The organism is Acinetobacter sp. YH12095 (assembly GCF_013419245.1).
Taxonomy (GTDB): Bacteria; Pseudomonadota; Gammaproteobacteria; order Pseudomonadales; family Moraxellaceae; genus Acinetobacter; species Acinetobacter towneri.
On record NZ_VPAL01000018.1, the window covers coordinates 14,551 to 31,913 of the forward strand.

Here is a 17,363-nt window from a genome sequence, read left to right on the forward strand (position 1 = left end):
CAATGTCAAAAACAATGAAAGCCATGGTCTACCACGGCGCCAATGATATTCGTTTTGAAGAACGCCCACGTCCAGAAATTTTACAACCAACAGATGCCGTGATTCGTCTCACCAAAACTACAATTTGCGGTACTGACTTAGGTATTTGGAAAGGTAAAAACCCAGAAATTCAAGACACTGCAGTTGCCAAGACAGGGCTATTTGATGGCCGTATTTTAGGTCACGAAGGTATCGGGATTGTTGAAGAAGTCGGTTCGGCAGTCAAAAATTTCAAAAAAGGCGACAAGGTCATTATTTCTTGTGTCAGCCGTTGTGGTACTTGTGAAAACTGTCAAAAACAACTCTATGCACACTGCCAAAATGAAGGCGGTTGGATCATGGGATATATGATTGATGGTACTCATGCTGAATATGTCCGTACTCCATTTGCAGACACTTCTTTATATTTGCTGCCTGAAGGTTTAAATGAAGAAGTTGCGGTTTTCTTGTCTGATGTATTGCCAACTTCACATGAAATTGGTGTGCAATACGGCAATGTTAAACCTGGTGATACCATTGCAATTGTGGGTACAGGTCCAATTGGCATGGGTTGTCTGCTTACCGCACAGTTCTATTCTCCTGCACAAATTATCGCAGTCGATATGGACGATAACCGCTTGGCGATGGCAAAAGAGTTGGGTGCAACCCATACCATTAACTCTGCCAAAGAAGATGCGGTACAACGTATTTTAGAGATTACAGGTGGTCGCGGGGTAGACTGTGCCATGGAAGCTGTAGGTATCGAAGCCACTTGGGATATTTGCCAAAATGTCGTGAAAGAGGGCGGACATATTGCCAATGTGGGCGTACATGGTAAGTCGGTAAATTTTGAGTTAAACAAACTCTGGATTAAAAACCTGACCATCACTACGGGTTTGGTGAATACCAATACGACAGGTATGCTGTTAAAAACCTGCTGTTCAGGCAAATTACCTTTAGAAAAACTGGCAACGCACCATTTTAAATTCTCTGAATTTGAAAAAGCCTATGATGTGTTTAAACATGCTTCAGATGAAAATGCCATGAAAGTGATGATTAATTACGAATAATCTTGGCTTAACTATGTTACAAAAAAGCCAATCTACGCGCTGTGGATTGGCTTTTTTGGGCTTTTATAATATTTTCAAGAAAATTTTAGACTGCACGACAGACGAAGTCTGCATGCTGTTTTAATACCAACACATTAGATTATTTCAACGTAGAAAGACTTTTAAGCCACAACATCGGCATATTGTGTATCTGTTTCAAAAGCCGTCTCAATATAAGAGCACACGGGTACAATTTTTAGCTGCTTTTCACGTGCAAAGGCGACCAAAATATCTAATAGCTGACGGGCAACCCCTTGACCTCGTAATGTCAGATCGACCCAAGTGTGATCTGCTAAAATAGTGTGATCATCTTGATATTGATAAGTAATTTCAGCGATATGCCGACCATCTCGTTCAATAAAAAACTCGCCACCGCGTTGGGTTTTTTGATGTTGAATTTGCATAAGTCCACCTATCAAACTAAATCTATTTTTTCAATTTGCCACACTCTTTACGAAATATTGTGCTGAATTTGTACAAATTAAAGTGATTTACCATACAGAATAAATTGCACAACACTTAAAATTATGTAATTCTTTACGCAGATTTAGGCAGCGTCCTAATCCCAAATTATGTTGAACAAGGGGAGTAGCCTCCTCCAAGCGTTAAAATATAACTTTAACGTGTCAGCGTTTCGTCATTACACTTTGCAAAAAGTCGGACGCTGAGCATAGTGCACATACTTGTTGATACAAGTCCGCTCTATGTAGGCAAGACCTTGATCATGTTGTTACAGATGTTTGAAATCATCTGACAACAGGTCAAGGTTTTTTTGTGGCCAGTTGTTGGATGTGGAGATTGTATGGAATCCATCGGCAATTTATGGCTATATCTGGTCTTTTTTGCAATTGTTGCAGTCATGCTCGCCATTGACTTCTTAGGCTTTAAACAAAAAGCAGGCGAATCGGTCAAAGTCAAAACCGCTGCGTATTGGAGTATCGCCTGGGTCAGTGTGGCAGCTTTATTTGGTGGCGGTTTATGGCTGTATCTTAAACACAGCGTTGGGCTAGAAGTCGCCAACACCAAAGTCATGGAATACTTTGCGGGTTATTTGCTGGAAAAATCACTGGCGATTGATAATGTATTCGTTTGGTTGATGATCTTCGCCGCATTCGCCATCCCACCGGGCTTACAGCGTAAAATTTTACTCTACGGCGTACTGGGCGCAATTATTCTCAGAACCATTTTTATTTTTATTGGAGCTTGGTTTGTACAAGAATTCTCCTGGATTTTGTATATTTTTGGCGCATTTTTGGTCTACACAGGCTTTAAATTCTTAAAAGGTCCAGAGCAAGAAGCCAGCAATATTGAAGATATGGCGTTGTTGAAATGGCTACGCAAACACATGCGTATTACCCCAACACTGGAAAAAGATCAGTTTTTTGTGCGCCAAAATGGTGTACTTTGGGCAACGCCATTATTTTTAGTTTTAATTTTGGTCGAAGCATCTGACGTTATTTTTGCCGTGGATTCTATCCCTGCAATTTTTGCCGTGACTACCGATCCGTTTATTGTACTCACTGCAAATCTTATGGCTATTTTGGGCTTACGTGCCATGTTTTTCTTGCTCTCAGGCGCAGCCACTAAAATGCATTATTTACCGTATGGACTGGGTTTAATTTTACTATTTATTGGCTTTAAAATGCTGATGTTAGATGTATTCCACATGCCTATCTGGATTTCACTCGGCTTTATTGTACTCGTACTGACAATCACTGCGTGGTTATCAATTCGACATAGTCGAAAACACCATGAAACCACATTATAAAATTTAACAGTCCTCATCATCGTTGCAAGCCTTCTTTCGAGAGGGCTTTTTTATATCAATTGAGCTAAGTTTTAATTTACCGTACGATAAATTTTATCATACTGCTACAAGCCACATTTAAGGTACAATCTCTTGAAAAAATGAAAAATGTAGGTTGTTTTATGCCATCTCCTGTACAACGCACCGCAATTCGTGGTCGCTTTCTTGATTTCAAAAACTGTACCAGCCAAGCCGATCAAATTTCAGAACAAGTCCGTTATGTAGACGATGGCTTATTAATTTGTGAACAAGGCAAAATTCAGTGGTTTGGTTCATGGCAAGAAGGGCAGGTACAGCTAAACGCCAACACAGAGTTCCAACATTATCCTGACCATCTCATTGTGCCTGGCTTCATCGACACCCATATTCATTTTCCACAGACCGAAATGATTGGCGCGTATGGTGAACAATTACTGGAATGGCTAAATACTTATACTTTTCCGACTGAACTGCAATTTGCAGATAAAGCCTATGCCGATCAGATTGCACATTTTTTTGTGCAGGAATTACTGAAAAATGGCACCACCACAGCTTTGGTGTTTTGTACGGTACATCCTGAATCGGTAGATGCGTTGTTTGAAGCGGCAGCACAACATCAAATGCGTTTAATTGCAGGTAAAGTGCTGATGGATCGGCATGCACCTGAAGCATTGTGTGACAGTGCAGACTCAGGCTATACAGACTCTAAAGCGTTGATTGAAAAATGGCATGGAAAAGGACGTAATCTCTACGCGATTACGCCACGTTTTGCACCGACTTCTAGCCCTGAGCAACTGGCGCGGGCAGGGCAACTTAAAGCCGAATATCCCGATGTTTATGTACATACCCATTTAAGTGAAAATCACAATGAAATTGCGTGGGTGAAACAATTATTTCCAGAGCAAAATGGATATTTAGATGTTTATCATCACTATGGTTTAACAGGTTCACGTTCGGTTTTTGCGCATTGTGTGCATTTAGAAGAACATGAATGGCAATGTCTGCATCATACCGATTCTGCAATTGCCTTTTGTCCAAGCTCCAATTTATTTTTGGGCAGCGGTTTATTTCCGCTGCATAAAACTTGGGAGCGACAGGTGAAGGTCGGTTTAAGTACAGATATTGGCGCAGGCACCACGTTTAATGTACTGCATATCCTCAATGAAGCCTATAAAGTACAACAACTGCAAGGGGCAAAACTCTCTGCTTTTGAAGCGTTGTATCACGCCACATTAGGTGCTGCCAAAGCTTTGGACTTAGACGATAAGCTGGGGAATTTTAAGGTAGGCAAAGAAGCCGATTTTGTGGTGCTGGATTTAAATGCCACCGCTTTACAACGCTTACGACAACAACGTTCCAAACATCTTGAAGATGCATTATTTGCCCTCATTACTTTAGCAGATGACCGTAATATTCATGCGACCTATATTTATGGACAACGTGCCTACTACCAACCCAATCAAAACTCAGCAGCAGGTGGCTAAACCTGCGCAATCCTCGTATATAAAACCCATCGGATGGGCAATGCTGATACTCGGTTGTGCTTTGTTGTTACGCTCAGATTCTCACTCAGCACAAAAATGATGCTATTTTAACCATGCAAGCACGTGCAACATCGCGCAAGATATATTAAAATTAGCGCATATTTTGGGGTGTTGCAGGTCAACACCTTTTTTATTTTTGCTTTTTAGGTATCTACCCATGACAGTTGAAATGCAGGTTTTGATTTCTGCAGAAGAAATCCAAACAAAAGTTCAGGAACTTGGTCAAAAAATTAATGCTCACTATGCCAATAGCGACAAAGAGTTGGTTTTAATTGGCTTATTACGTGGTTCTGTATTGTTCATGGCAGATTTATGCCGCACCATTCAAAAGCCGCATGAACTGGATTTTATGACTGTATCCAGCTACGGCGGAGGTACTGTGTCATCGCGTGATGTGAAAATTTTAAAAGATTTGGATGGTGAAATTCGCGGTAAAGATGTCTTGGTGGTTGAAGATATTATCGACTCGGGCAACACCCTAAATAAAGTGATGGAAATTTTGCAAACCCGTGAGCCAAATTCAATTGAGCTGTGTACCTTAATTAGCAAGCCATCACGCCGTGAAATTGAGCTTGAAGTTAAATTTATGGGCTTTGAAATTGAAGATAAGTTTATTGTCGGTTATGGCTTGGATTATGACCAAAAATATCGTCATATTCCGTTTATTGGCGAAATTGGCTTATAAAACAAATACGCCTCGCTTTAAAAAAGTGATCGTTTCAGATTACTTTTTTTTATGGCTGAAATTTGCATTTCATCTATCTAACAGGACAAAAACACTACATGCTGTAGCATTATTCGACTATTTTCCTTGGGATTTTTCGGCAAAGATAAGTCTGAAACATGATGTAAAACATAAACAAAGATAACAAGGAGCTGCTCATGTGGTCATTAATTGTCGCAATTGTGGTGGGTTTTATTGCAGGTCTAATCGCCCGCGCGATTCATCCTGGAGATGATAAAGCAGGGTTTATTGTCACCACCTTACTTGGGATTGCAGGGTCTTTATTGGCAACCTATGCAGGGCGTATGATGGGATTGTACGGTGATGGTTCTGCCGCAGGCTTTATTGCCTCCATCATTGGTGCGCTGATTATTCTATTTATTTATAATACGTTCATGAAAAAATCGCGTGCTTAAATCCTGTATTAACGACTGTAATTTTTCAGTCAAACATCTTCTCTCTCAATAAAAAAACCGCCTAAAAATTGAGGCGGTTTTTTTATATCTACTTCGCAATCACAAATTTCAGGTTTGCTCCGATACACACTACACAATTTTAGTTGCCAATATCAGATAAAAAATTAGCCGTTCTTAAAGACCAAATTCTTTAAAAATCTGTTCAATTTGTGCCGCAGGATATGCTCCCATAACTTTAAAGCCATTCGAGAAAATAATCGCAGGCGTACCGTTTACACCTAAACGATGCGCTAAAACAATGTTGCGCTCCACAGGGTTGGCACAACTGCTTTGACTTGTAGGCAATTGTGCTTTTGTGATCAGGTTTTCCCAAGCAAGAGCAGGGTTTTTCTCACAATACACCTGTTTAGATGGCGCAACAGATTGCGCTTTTAACGGCAAAATAAAGGTATAGATTGTAATGTTGTCCAGCTTTTTCAGTTCAGCCTCAAGCTGTTTACAATATGGGCAATTTGGGTCAGAAAAGATCGCAATCTGACGTTTTCCCGTACCTCGCACACTTTTGATCGCATCTTGTAACGGTAACTTTTTCCAATCCACACTGTTTTGTTGGATCAATAAATCTTTGGTTAAGTTATGCTGATCCTTTAAACGAATCATTGAACCCGCCAAAATATGTTGCGCATCTTCATTCAAATACACCACTTGACCATCCATAGAGGCGCTATAAATACCTTTCATTTCTGTGGCTTGAATATTATCTAATTTCAGTTGCGGATGCTGTTGTTTGACATTTTTACTAACCGTTGCAACATCGGCCATGCTCACGGCGCTGCATAATCCCATTAAGGCAGCTAAACTCAATTGTTTAATCATGTGTTTCATCTAAAAGTAAATTTAGCCTGATTCTAAGCTGAAAGCTGCACAGAATTCAGTATTTTTAAGCCAGAATTACGCAATTGCTACAACTCGTTTTTGCTATGCAACGCTTTAGGTTTCACGTGGAACATTCAAGCCTGATGGCGGATTAATTTCTACTGAAATATGCACAATTTCTTCATGAATGGCGAGGGCGGTGCGGACTTGATCTGCGTCTAAATCGTGTGCGGTTTCCAATGCCAAAATACAGGAAAATTTACCCTGTCCGACTTTCCAAACATGCAAGTCTGTGATCATCACACTGACTGGTAACTCTGCAATCACTTCACGAATTTCATCCACCACAGGATGATCCATTTCTGCATCCAGCAATGTTTTCCCTGTTTCCTGCATCAAACCTATCGCCCAACGCGCCACTAAAATTGAACCAACAATACCTAACAGTGCATCTAGAAAATCCCAGCCCCAATATTTACCCGCAATTAAAGCAATAATCGCAAAAATTGAAGTCACCGCATCTGCCACCACATGCATAAAGGCGGCTTTTTGATTCAGGTCATGGCTGTCATGCGTATGCTCATGATGGTGATGGTGATGGTGATGGTGATGGTGATGGTGATCATCTTCATGTAATAACCATGCACAAATCAAATTGATCAATAACCCTAAAATTGCAATTGGAATAGCTTGGTTATACTGAATATCGACAGGAAAAAATAAACGCTCGATAGAGTGAATTGCCATAAATGCAGCCACCACCAACAATAAAATGGCACTGCTATAGCCAGCTAAAATTTCAATTTTCCATGTACCAAAACTAAACCGCGTATCGGCTGCATAATGACGTGCTGCCCGATAGGCAAAATAAGCCAAGCCTAACGCTAGCATGTGTGAACTCATGTGCCAGCCATCCGCCAGCAAAGCCATGGAGTGAAAAATCCAACCACCCAAGATTTCCAAGAACATCATGACAGCCGTCAGCAAAGCCGCATATAATATTTTTTTCTGCGCCAGCGGATTGCCTTGATCGAATTGATGTGGATGGATACGATGAGAGTGTTGCTGACGCATAATGGGAAATCATTGTTAAATATACTCCCATAGAGTATATAAAATTGAGGTGATGTGTTGGGTCATTTACATACAGATAAGAAAATTTTAAATCGCGTCAAACGCCTACAAGGACAAATTGGGGCAGTAGAACAAGCACTTCACAATCCTGATCATGGCTGTATTGAAGTTTTACAACAAGTCGCAGCCATTAAAGGTGCGGTCAATGGTTTGATGAATGAGTTAATCGAATCGCATTTACGCCATCATGTGATTGGTGATCAATGCGCGATTGATGAACATGAACTGGAAGAGTTTATGAAATTGCTGAAACGCTATGCTTAAACACAAATAGGCTTGACCAGATTCAAGGCTTGTCTTTACACTGAGTGATATTTCTCACTATATGAGACTAAACTCAAGAGTTTAGCCATCAATCGAGTTTTTTATGACTCAATCTCAATCTTGGCATCCTTTCGTGATGATCAGCCTCGCCCTGATTATTGGCACCATGGGCACGGCACTTGCAAGCCCGCTGTATCCAATTTATCAGGAATTGTGGCAGCTTTTACCCAGCCATATCACCTTTATTTTTGTGGCGTATATGCTCGGTTGTTTGGCTACCTTGCTCTTTTTAGGACGTACCAGCAACAGTATCGGCTTCTTAAAAACCTTAGAATTGGGTTTAGTGATCATCACCCTCGGACTGATTCTGTCGATGTTTGCCACCAATGCACTTTGGCTTGCTTTGGGGCGTTTTGTGATTGGGATTGCTTCAGGTCTTATGACTACATCGGCGTTAATTGGCTTAATGTGGAGTATCCCCGAATCACATAAAGCACATGCGCCACAGCTCAGTTCAGTCATTACCGCAGTCGGGTTTGGCTTAGGTCCTTTGCTCGGTGGTGGTGTGGCACAATTTTCAGCAGCGCCTTTGTTTAGTCCATATATTCCTGTCATTTTGGGTGCAGTACTGTGTTTTATTGGATTGTTACGTTTAGCACCGCCTGAATTTACGCCACAAGCCTTCTCGATTGCCCCAAAATTAGAACGCCCAGAACCACGCTTTCATGCAGAATTTTATATTACAGGTTTAACCGCATTCTGTGCCTTTGCTGCCTTTAGTTTATTTGTTTCGCTCTCTCCCTCTTTTGTGCAAGTGATTATTCCGTGGCACGGGCCTTTGGTCAGTGGTTTGGCCATCACCTGTATTTTGCTGATTTCAGCGCTGGTGCAGTATTTTTCTAAAGCCATTCCTGCACAAAAATGCCTAAATTATGGGCTGTATTTGCTGTTATTGAGTTTATTGGTACTCGGTTTATGCATGTATTTACATTGGAGTTTTCTATTTTTTGTGAGTGATGTGCTGCTAGGCATAGGACACGGGTTGGCATTGATTGGTGCTTTTGGCTTAATTCATGCCATGACCAATCTACAGAATCGCGCTGCAGTGATGTCGACCTATTTATTTGTGGGCTATTTAGGCACAATTCTGCCAATTATTGCAGTCGGTTATCTGGCCGATCATTTTGGTTTAACCACCGCCGTACTTAGCTTTTGTGCAGCCATCTGCTTACTGTGTGGCTACATCATTATTTGGTATCGCCAATTGCAGAACAAACCTGTTTTAGGATGAAGTTTCATCTAAACGACAAACTAAAATCAGGACAAGGTTTGGATCAGCTGAGTTTATTCAAATATTCAAACTTTGTAGATGACTAGGACTATGTCTTCTGTTTGATCTCAAACTCAGCAGCCATTATTTTTCATTGATGGTTTGATGCTCTAATTCTTTAGTTAGGAAGTAATTTAAAAAGGTTCGAATCACTGCAATGATCGCCAGTTTAATTAGGCTATCTAAATCTGGATCTACTGTGGTGGCTAAAATATCTGCAGCCAACTGAAATTCAAGTGCCGTCGCGAGCCAATCCCCAAAACAATAACGTGCAGTACGCCCCGATTTTAACTGAACCAGCACCAATAAAGTTTTAACCAGACCAATCACCACGCAAATCACAGAAATGGCTTCGAGTGACAATTGCAAAAAATGAACCGAAGAAATGAGTATTTCACGTAAAAAAGCCAGTTCAAACATCCAAATACCTCCATCAGAGATTTCATCTCGTGCATTTAGGATTGAATTGAGCGCCAATTTTTGATTATTTTCTCATCATAGCTTTAAATGCTGCGGTTTAAAAAGACTTACGTGATTATTGATGGGTTTTCATAAAGATAAATTGAAATGTTTAAATATGACATAAGTTAGATCGGGCTTGTGCCGAATGAGAAACTAAACATTAACGAATAGGCTGATTTTTAGTAGCAGATCACCCCAAATAGGATAATAAAAAAGCACTAAGCCACTCAAACTTAATGCTATTTTTGTATCAAATCAGGAAGTAATCGCTAAAAATCATTTCCCGATACAAAACGATCCAAAAATCTTACCCAACAAATCATCTGCAGAAAAATCACCTGTAATCTCACCCAAAGCATTCTGCGCAAGACGTAACGACTCAGCCACTAATTCCCCCGCATGATAGACCACCAACTGCTCACGTGCTTCAGCCAAATACTGCTGCGTGCGCTTCATTGCGTCTAAATGACGGGTACGTGCAATAAAGGTATCTTCTTCAGGCTGAAAGCCTGCATGCGCTGTAATCGCCTCTATGAGCGATTGAACACCTGTTTCTTGTTTGGCCGACACAGTAATATGTCTAAACCCTTTAAAATCTGAAATTGCAGCTTGTACACCAGTTAAATCACATTTATTGCCAATCAACATCAAACGCTTCGGTTCAATATGTTCCGCAAAATAATGCTGTGCCAATTGCAACGGATCTTCGTTTTGGCTCAAGTCATAGACCAATAACAATAAATCTGCCTGTTCAATTTCTTTAATCGCACGGCGAATCCCTTCCTGTTCCACAATATCCCCTGTTTCACGCAAGCCTGCAGTATCAGTCAGGGTAATTGGTAAGCCATTCAGGGTAATTTTTTCATGCAATACGTCACGAGTAGTCCCTGCAATATCGGTCACAATCGCACGTTCAATACCCGCCAAGGCATTGAGTAAGGAAGATTTACCTGCATTCGGTTTGCCCGCAATCACCACCTGCAAACCTTCACGCAACAATTGTCCCTGACGCGCAGATTGTTGCACAGCAGTCACCGAAGCAGCCACTTCATCCAGCAAATTAAGGATTTTCCCATCGGCCAAAAAGTCAATTTCTTCTTCAGGAAAATCAATAGCAGCTTCAACATGCAGACGTAAGTGAATTAACTGTTCCAGCACGGTATTCACTTTGGTGGAAAAAGCCCCTTGAAGGGAACGCACTGCAGAACGCGCAGCGGCTTGTGAAGTGGCATCAATTAAATCGGCAATGGCTTCGGCCTGTACCAAATCTAGCTTGCCATTTTCAAAGGCGCGCATCGAAAATTCACCCGCTTTGGCAGCCGTTGCACCGAGTTCCAGTAAACGTGCCAACAGCGCATTTTGAATCACTGGGCCACCATGCCCTTGTAGTTCCACCACATCTTCGCCAGTAAATGAATGAGGATTGGGGAAACAAATCACCAAACCTTCATCCATGACTTCATTGGCTGCATCGTAAAACTGGCGAAAACCTGCGTAACGTGCTTTGGGTAAGTCTTTTTGGGTCAAGGCTGCGGCAATTGCATAGGCTTTGGATCCCGACAGGCGAATCACCCCCACACCACCACGGCCAGGTGGAGTCGCGATTGCGGCAATGGTGCTGCGGTTATACATAAAATTCACCTAAAACTTTCAAAATATATGCAAAGAAAAATCCGCCTAAGATTACCATCTTAAGCGGATTTATTCAGCAGCTCAGCCATACTTAATTGACTGGAGTTGCCTCTTCTCGTTTAGCGCGGTCTTTTTCAACACTTTTGTTGATCAAGCTTTGCTGCAAAATCGTAATCAAGTTGTTGACAATCCAGTACAGAACTAGACCTGCAGGGAAGAACAATAAGAATACGGTAAATACCACAGGCATAATGCGGAAGATTTTTGCCTGCATTGGATCTGTTGGCTGTGGGTTCAACATTTGTTGAACATACATGGTCACACCCATCAACAATGGCAAGATAAACCAAGGGTCCATTGCCGATAAGTCTTGAATCCAACCTAACCACGGTGCATGGCGTAACTCTACCGATTCCATCAATACCCAGTACAAGGCAAGGAAAATTGGCATTTGTAGTAACAATGGCAAACAACCTGACAGTGGATTCACTTGTTCACGTTTATAAAGTGCCATCATTTCTTGCGAGAAACGCATACGGTCTTCGCCAAATTCTTCTTTCATGCGCTGCATTTCTGGTGCAATCACACGCATTTTCGCCATAGAACGATAGCTCTTAGACGATAACGGCCAAAGAATCAGTTTGACAAGAACGGTTAATAAGATGATTGACCAACCCCAGTTGCCCACTAAACCATGGAAGAATTGCAAACCAATAAACAATAATTTTGCAATTGGCCATAACCAGCCATAATCCACAGTTTGGTTCAAACCTGTCGCCAAATCTTTCAATTCAGACTGAATTTTTGGACCAGAGTAGAAGGTCGCATCAACTTCTGCCACCGTACCTGCAGGGACATTAATGGTTGGCGAGGTAAAACCAATGATGTTCATTTCATCGCTAGATTTACGTGATTCCAACTTCGCTGCATACGGTTGACCATCGGCCTGCGTCAATTTTAACTGCCCTGGAACCCATGCACTCACGAAATAGTGCTGAACCACGGCCACCCAACCACCTGTTGCATCGACATTCAATTTTTCGTCATTAAAATTGTCAAATTTCAACTTGTTGTAGTGTTCTTCAGGTGTTCCCCATGCGCCGCCAAGGAAAGTACCCAAGGTAAAAATACCTTGATCTGACTTGCCTGGATCATCTGAATTATCACGTTTCAACTGACCAAACATCTGACCTTGCCAGTTTTGGCTGCTGCGGTTAATCACTTTGTGATTCACCAGCACAGGATATTCACCTTCAGTAAAACTAAAGGTTTTAATGATTTCTACACCATCGGCAGTTTTATATACCATTGGGACAGTTAAAGTTTTAACTGTTTCACCCGCTTTATTTTTGCTTTCTTTGGCATCGGCTAAGCTATAAGTCGATTTTTCAATTTCATAGCTTGGGCGGCCATTACGGCTACTGTCTGGACCATTCAGCCCGATTAACCCAGATTGCGCGACATAGGTGCGCTTAGCATCGCTTTCCAGCATGACGAAAGGATCGTCACTGTCTTTATTTTTGTCATGATTGAGTAATTCAACACGAACAATATCACCACCTTTCGGATTGATCCAAAGATGATAAAGGTCAGTTTGTACTGAAATAAGCTGCTGACTTACAGGTGCTGTGGCATCGGTTGTTTGCTGTGCAGGAATATTTGCTTGCGGTACATCAGAAGCTGCTGTAGCCGTTTGGGCATTCGGCAAATCTGCAGACACTTCATGTGAAACAACGGCAGTTTTTTTCTGCGGTGCTGTTTCAGCATTTCCATAATCTTTTTGCCACGCCAAAATGAGCAAATATGCGACGACAAACATGGCCCCGAGAATTGCAAACCTGGCCCATTGTTGCATATCTATTACCCCAAGTGGTTAGAGTGATTTTGGTTCAATAAACGATCACGAAAGGGTACAGTAATGTGATGCGTTTGAGAATCTATTTGCTGAAATGAAATAAAACGAATGACTTTTGGCGGCACCGGATCATAGCCCGCACCACCCCACGGATGACAACGACAAATACGTTTTGTAGCCAGCCACACACCACGTACAGCACCATGCGTATGGACTGCTTCCAAAGAATATTGAGAACATGTTGGAATATAGCGACAGCGTGGTCCCAATAAAGGACTAATCGCGATCTGATAGAAACGTATCAACCAATGCAGTAAACGTACCATTGGCCATCTCTACTTTTGTGGGGAGGGAGCTATTTTTGAATGCTTTTTGGCGAGACGTTGTAACTTCTGCCAAGCAAATTGTAATTGCTGATGCAATTCCGCATTAGATACCGTATCTACCCCAACTTTGGGCATTACCACAATATCTAAGTCATTTAATTGCTGTTGGTGTAAGCGAAAACTTTCGCGAGCAAGTCGTTTTACTCGATTTCGTTCGTGTGCACGACGCACTTTCTTTTTTGCAACGACAAGACCCAAACGGCTATTCGGCAGTTCGGAATGTTTTGCAAGAAATAAGAAATGGGGTTGATGCACTTTAAAAAGCGCACCATCAAACACACCTTTATAATCGGCAGCACAGCGTAATCTCAACTCTGTGCTGAAGCCATAAAGTGTTGTCATAACACCCAAGAGTCGGTTCAGAGTGACTGTATTAAACAGTTAAGCTGTGACGACCTTTTGCACGACGGCGAGCCAATACTTGACGACCAGCTTTAGTAGCCATACGAGCACGGAAACCATGAACGCGCTTACGCTTTAATTCAGATGGTTGAAATGTACGTTTCATATCGAAACTCCAAAAATGATCTTTCTATAAAGGTCCGCGATTTTAGTGCTCATTGCTTGAGCTGTCAATGAAAAACACGGTTTCTTGCAAAATAAGCCTAAATTTTTCTTTTTAACAAGTTTTCGCTCAATTGACTGGTTGATCGTACAAATTAAAGTATACACAAGATAAGTAATTGTTTATGCTTGACTAATAAGTTATTAACAGTATTATTCACATAATTATCCACAAGCTTATTCTGTTTAATTTTAAAATTTTCGGTTTTGAATTTAAATTTAAACTCAGATTGAATTATCCACAGTTGCAACGTTTCTTATAAATAAATTCAAATTTATAAATTTAAATTTATTACTATTAGGGACGCATTTTTCTGTTGAAAACCCACTTTTTCTTTTATAAAACAAATTTTTGAATTGTGGATATCTGTGTTTCTATAATTTTAATACTATGTGGATAACTTTGTGCTATATTTTATCCACACCTTGCGGATAAACTTATCCACACCACGTTTCAAATTTAAATTCAGGTTTAGTGATTCCTTTTTTGAGCAATTTTGCTGATTTTGTCATGACAGATGTGGATAACTTGGTTAGAATGGCGACCCGCTCAGGCGGTCGAGAGAAGTTTTAAATTTAAAAATGGATTAGATAGGGGTTTCACATGCTTTGGACGGACTGCTTAAATCGCTTGCGACAAGAGCTCTCTGGAAATGTCTTTACAATGTGGATTCGCCCATTGGTGGCAGAAGAAGTTGAAGATACATTAAAACTTTATGCGCCTAATCCTTATTGGACGCGTTACATTCAAGAACATCATCTGGAATTGATTACTATTTTGGCAGAGCAGTTGTCTGAGGGACGCGTGCGTAAGGTCGAAATTTTAGTCGATTCGCGTCCAGGTGCAATTTTATCGGCCAGTGAACAACCTGCTACCACTACTGCTGCGCTGGAATCTAGCCCTGCGCCTGTGGCCAAGCCTAAACGTGAAAAAGAAGAAAGTTCTGCAAAAAGCCGTAAACGCCAACTCAATCCGTTATTTACCTTTTCCTTATTTGTGGAAGGTCGTTCTAACCAAATGGCTGCGGAAACCTGTCGCAAGGTATTGACCCAATTGGGGGCTTCACAGCACAACCCATTATTTTTGTATGGCCCAACAGGTTTGGGTAAAACTCACTTGATGCAAGCGGTGGGCAATGCTTTGTTGCAAGCCAAACCGAATGCACGGGTGATGTACATGACTGCAGAAAGTTTTGTGCAGGATTTTGTCAGCTCTTTGCAGCAGGGCAAGGTTGAAGAATTTAAGAAAAACTGCCGCTCTTTAGATTTGTTATTGGTGGATGACATTCACTTATTGGCAGGTAAAGAAGCCAGTTTGGTCGAGTTTTTCTATACCTTTAACGCTTTATTGGATGAATCTAAACAGATTATTTTGACTTCAGACCGTTATCCAAAAGAATTAACCGAATTGGATGCACGTTTGGTGTCACGTTTTTCTTGGGGCTTATCAGTCGGGGTAGAACCGCCAGATATTGAAACCCGAATTGAAATTTTATTAAAGAAAGCTGAAAGCAGCGCCGTAGATTTACCACGTAACTGTGCTTTATTTATTGCCCAGCAAGTGGTGGCTAATGTGCGTGAACTTGAAGGTGCACTCAATAAAGTGGTGGCAATTTCCCGTTTTAAAGGCACCCCAATCGATCTAGATGTGGTACGTGAATCTTTAAAAGATGTCTTGGCAATTCGCGCACGTACCATCAGTACCGAAAATATTCAGCGAGTCGTGAGTGAATATTTCCGTATTCCGCTCAAAGAATTGGTGGGGCCAAAACGTACCCGTATTTATGCGCGTCCACGTCAGTTGGCAATGGGCTTGGCACGTGAGCTGACAGGCGACAGTTTCCCTGAAATTGGTATGGCATTTGGTGGCCGTGATCACAGTACCGTGATGCATGCCTGCGAAAAAGTACAAAGCCTGCGCGAAGAAGATCCGATCTTTAACGAAGACTATAAAAACCTGCAACGATTGTTGCAAAGTTGACCGAATTTGCTCAAATTCTGTTCTTGCCATGCGGCAGCTTTTGCCGCATAGTACACTGCTAAAAAACCTATTTTATACTCCAATCTTCAGTTGTTAGAGGAATGTACCGTGCGTTTAAAAATCGCGAAAGAAAGCTTACTGAATGTTCTGTCACATGTCGTAGGAGCGGTTGAACGTCGCCATACCTTAAATATTTTATCCAATGTCAAAGTTCAGGTGACTGAGCAAGCCTTAACCATTACTGGTTCGGACTTGGAAGTGGAATTGGTTGCCAGTACGAATCTGACTGAAGGGGCATGTTTACAGGCAGGGGAAACTACAGTGCCTGCACGTAAACTGATGGATATTTGTAAATCTTTACCAAGCGCAGCTTTGATTGATTTGCAAATCACTGAAGATCAGCGCTGTATTTTAAAATCGGGCAATAGCCGCTTTGTATTAGGTACTTTGCCTGCGGAAGATTATCCATTATTGGCTACAGAAAATGCTCAAGGTACGCAAGTGACGGTTACTGAGCGTGAGCTGAAGCGTTTGTTTGAAAAAACTGCGTTTGCGATGGCAGTGCAGGATGTACGCTTTTATTTAACGGGTACTTTGTTAGAAATTGATGAAAACCAATTACGTGCTGTGACCACAGATGGTCACCGTTTGGCCTTGTGTGAAACAGCGGCATCTTCGACAGCTACTCAATTAATTCAAGCCATTGTGCCGCGTAAAGCTGTGGCTGAATTGCAGCGTTTGCTGAGCATTGAAGATGAACAACTGGCACTTTTAATTGGGCGTGAATTGCTGAATGTGACCATTCGCACCCCAAGCCGTGACAAAGAACAAGCAGAAATTACCGTGCGTTTTACCACTAAATTAATTGATGGTAAGTTCCCAGATTATCGCCGTGTGATTCCACGTGGTGGTGATAAAAACGTGCTGATCGCGCATGATGTATTTAAACAATCTTTACAGCGTGTGGCGATTTTAAGTAATGAAAAATTGCGTGGCGTATTCCTGAATTTTAGTGCGGACACCTTGCAATTACGTGCCAATAACCCAGAACAAGATGAAGCAATTGAAGATTTAGCGATTCAATATGCCGATTCGCCGTTAGAAATGTCATTTAACGCACAGTATTTATTGGACGTATTAGGGGCATTGGATGGCGATGATGTATCGATGACCATGACCGAAGCCAATCAATCGGTATTGGTACAAGATCCAGCACATCAAGATCAAACCTATGTTGTGATGCCAATGCGTGTTTAAGTGAGCGGTTTATTTCAAGATTAAA

The 17,363-nt window shown here is 41.5% G+C and carries 18 protein-coding genes; 9 read left to right on the top strand and 9 right to left on the bottom strand.

Annotated features, from left to right (window positions below; all coding sequences use genetic code 11):
* Positions 1-2 precede the first annotated feature (2 nt).
* Entirely contained in the window at positions 3-1,088 is a 1,086-nt protein-coding gene (locus FTU35_RS11115) for a zinc-dependent alcohol dehydrogenase family protein (RefSeq protein ID WP_180064734.1), read from the top strand.
* 161 nt (positions 1,089-1,249) lie between these two features.
* Here FTU35_RS11115 and FTU35_RS11120 read toward each other — a convergent pair whose 3' ends face one another.
* Positions 1,250-1,531 carry a GNAT family N-acetyltransferase gene (locus tag FTU35_RS11120; protein ID WP_096902010.1) on the bottom strand — a complete coding sequence of 94 codons (282 nt, stop codon included), beginning with the start codon at positions 1,529-1,531 and terminating at the stop codon, positions 1,250-1,252.
* Between the two features lie 398 nt (positions 1,532-1,929).
* Here FTU35_RS11120 and FTU35_RS11125 point away from each other — a divergent pair, with 398 nt between their 5' ends.
* From FTU35_RS11125 to FTU35_RS11140, 4 genes are all read left to right on the top strand, one after another.
* The gene (locus FTU35_RS11125) at positions 1,930-2,895 is read left to right on the top strand and encodes a TerC family protein (RefSeq protein WP_104852786.1); all 966 of its coding nucleotides are present in this window, start codon (positions 1,930-1,932) and stop codon (positions 2,893-2,895) included.
* A gap of 161 nt (positions 2,896-3,056) precedes the next feature.
* Positions 3,057-4,397 carry a guanine deaminase gene (gene guaD / locus FTU35_RS11130; RefSeq protein WP_180064735.1) on the top strand — a complete coding sequence of 447 codons (1,341 nt, stop codon included), beginning with the start codon at positions 3,057-3,059 and terminating at the stop codon, positions 4,395-4,397.
* Positions 4,398-4,614: 217 nt separating this feature from the next.
* Positions 4,615-5,142, top strand: coding sequence for a hypoxanthine phosphoribosyltransferase (gene hpt / locus FTU35_RS11135; RefSeq protein WP_004969787.1), 528 nt, complete (start codon positions 4,615-4,617; stop codon positions 5,140-5,142).
* Positions 5,143-5,339: 197 nt separating this feature from the next.
* Entirely contained in the window at positions 5,340-5,597 is a 258-nt protein-coding gene (locus FTU35_RS11140) for a GlsB/YeaQ/YmgE family stress response membrane protein (protein WP_004969785.1), read from the top strand.
* 174 nt (positions 5,598-5,771) lie between these two features.
* On the opposite strand, the gene FTU35_RS11145 is transcribed toward FTU35_RS11140, so the two are convergent.
* Both FTU35_RS11145 and dmeF read right to left on the bottom strand, forming a co-directional pair.
* Positions 5,772-6,419 carry a DsbC family protein gene (locus FTU35_RS11145; RefSeq protein ID WP_372238852.1) on the bottom strand — a complete coding sequence of 216 codons (648 nt, stop codon included), beginning with the start codon at positions 6,417-6,419 and terminating at the stop codon, positions 5,772-5,774.
* Positions 6,420-6,587: 168 nt separating this feature from the next.
* Positions 6,588-7,547 carry a CDF family Co(II)/Ni(II) efflux transporter DmeF gene (gene dmeF / locus FTU35_RS11150; protein ID WP_180064736.1) on the bottom strand — a complete coding sequence of 320 codons (960 nt, stop codon included), beginning with the start codon at positions 7,545-7,547 and terminating at the stop codon, positions 6,588-6,590.
* A gap of 57 nt (positions 7,548-7,604) precedes the next feature.
* On the opposite strand from dmeF, the gene FTU35_RS11155 reads away from it, so the two are divergent.
* Together FTU35_RS11155 and FTU35_RS11160 are read left to right on the top strand one after the other, a co-directional pair.
* A complete protein-coding gene (locus FTU35_RS11155) occupies positions 7,605-7,871 on the top strand; it encodes a metal/formaldehyde-sensitive transcriptional repressor (protein ID WP_004969779.1) in 267 nt (88 codons plus the stop codon).
* A gap of 103 nt (positions 7,872-7,974) precedes the next feature.
* On the top strand, positions 7,975-9,162 hold the full coding sequence (locus tag FTU35_RS11160) for an MFS transporter (protein ID WP_180064737.1): 1,188 nt from the start codon (positions 7,975-7,977) through the stop codon (positions 9,160-9,162).
* A 123-nt stretch (positions 9,163-9,285) separates the two neighbouring features.
* On the opposite strand, the gene FTU35_RS11165 is transcribed toward FTU35_RS11160, so the two are convergent.
* The 6 genes from FTU35_RS11165 to rpmH form a co-directional block, all read right to left on the bottom strand.
* Complete coding sequence (locus FTU35_RS11165) at positions 9,286-9,621, bottom strand: DUF1622 domain-containing protein (protein ID WP_154321234.1); 336 nt, start codon at positions 9,619-9,621, stop codon at positions 9,286-9,288.
* 318 nt (positions 9,622-9,939) lie between these two features.
* On the bottom strand, positions 9,940-11,295 hold the full coding sequence (mnmE, locus tag FTU35_RS11170; protein ID WP_154321235.1) for a tRNA uridine-5-carboxymethylaminomethyl(34) synthesis GTPase MnmE: 1,356 nt from the start codon (positions 11,293-11,295) through the stop codon (positions 9,940-9,942).
* A gap of 91 nt (positions 11,296-11,386) precedes the next feature.
* Positions 11,387-13,150 carry a membrane protein insertase YidC gene (gene yidC / locus FTU35_RS11175; RefSeq protein ID WP_180064738.1) on the bottom strand — a complete coding sequence of 588 codons (1,764 nt, stop codon included), beginning with the start codon at positions 13,148-13,150 and terminating at the stop codon, positions 11,387-11,389.
* A gap of 5 nt (positions 13,151-13,155) precedes the next feature.
* Positions 13,156-13,476 (bottom strand): membrane protein insertion efficiency factor YidD, encoded by a 321-nt coding sequence (gene yidD / locus FTU35_RS11180; RefSeq protein WP_178867911.1) that lies wholly within the window; start codon positions 13,474-13,476, stop codon positions 13,156-13,158.
* A 9-nt stretch (positions 13,477-13,485) separates the two neighbouring features.
* Positions 13,486-13,878 (bottom strand): ribonuclease P protein component, encoded by a 393-nt coding sequence (rnpA, locus tag FTU35_RS11185; protein ID WP_004969764.1) that lies wholly within the window; start codon positions 13,876-13,878, stop codon positions 13,486-13,488.
* A gap of 31 nt (positions 13,879-13,909) precedes the next feature.
* Entirely contained in the window at positions 13,910-14,044 is a 135-nt protein-coding gene (gene rpmH, locus FTU35_RS11190; RefSeq protein ID WP_000831329.1) for a 50S ribosomal protein L34, read from the bottom strand.
* 660 nt (positions 14,045-14,704) lie between these two features.
* Here rpmH and dnaA point away from each other — a divergent pair.
* Positions 14,705-16,081, top strand: coding sequence for a chromosomal replication initiator protein DnaA (dnaA, locus tag FTU35_RS11195; RefSeq protein ID WP_004969761.1), 1,377 nt, complete (start codon positions 14,705-14,707; stop codon positions 16,079-16,081).
* Between the two features lie 108 nt (positions 16,082-16,189).
* On the top strand, positions 16,190-17,338 hold the full coding sequence (gene dnaN, locus FTU35_RS11200; RefSeq protein WP_004969759.1) for a DNA polymerase III subunit beta: 1,149 nt from the start codon (positions 16,190-16,192) through the stop codon (positions 17,336-17,338).
* Positions 17,339-17,363: the final 25 nt, after the last annotated feature.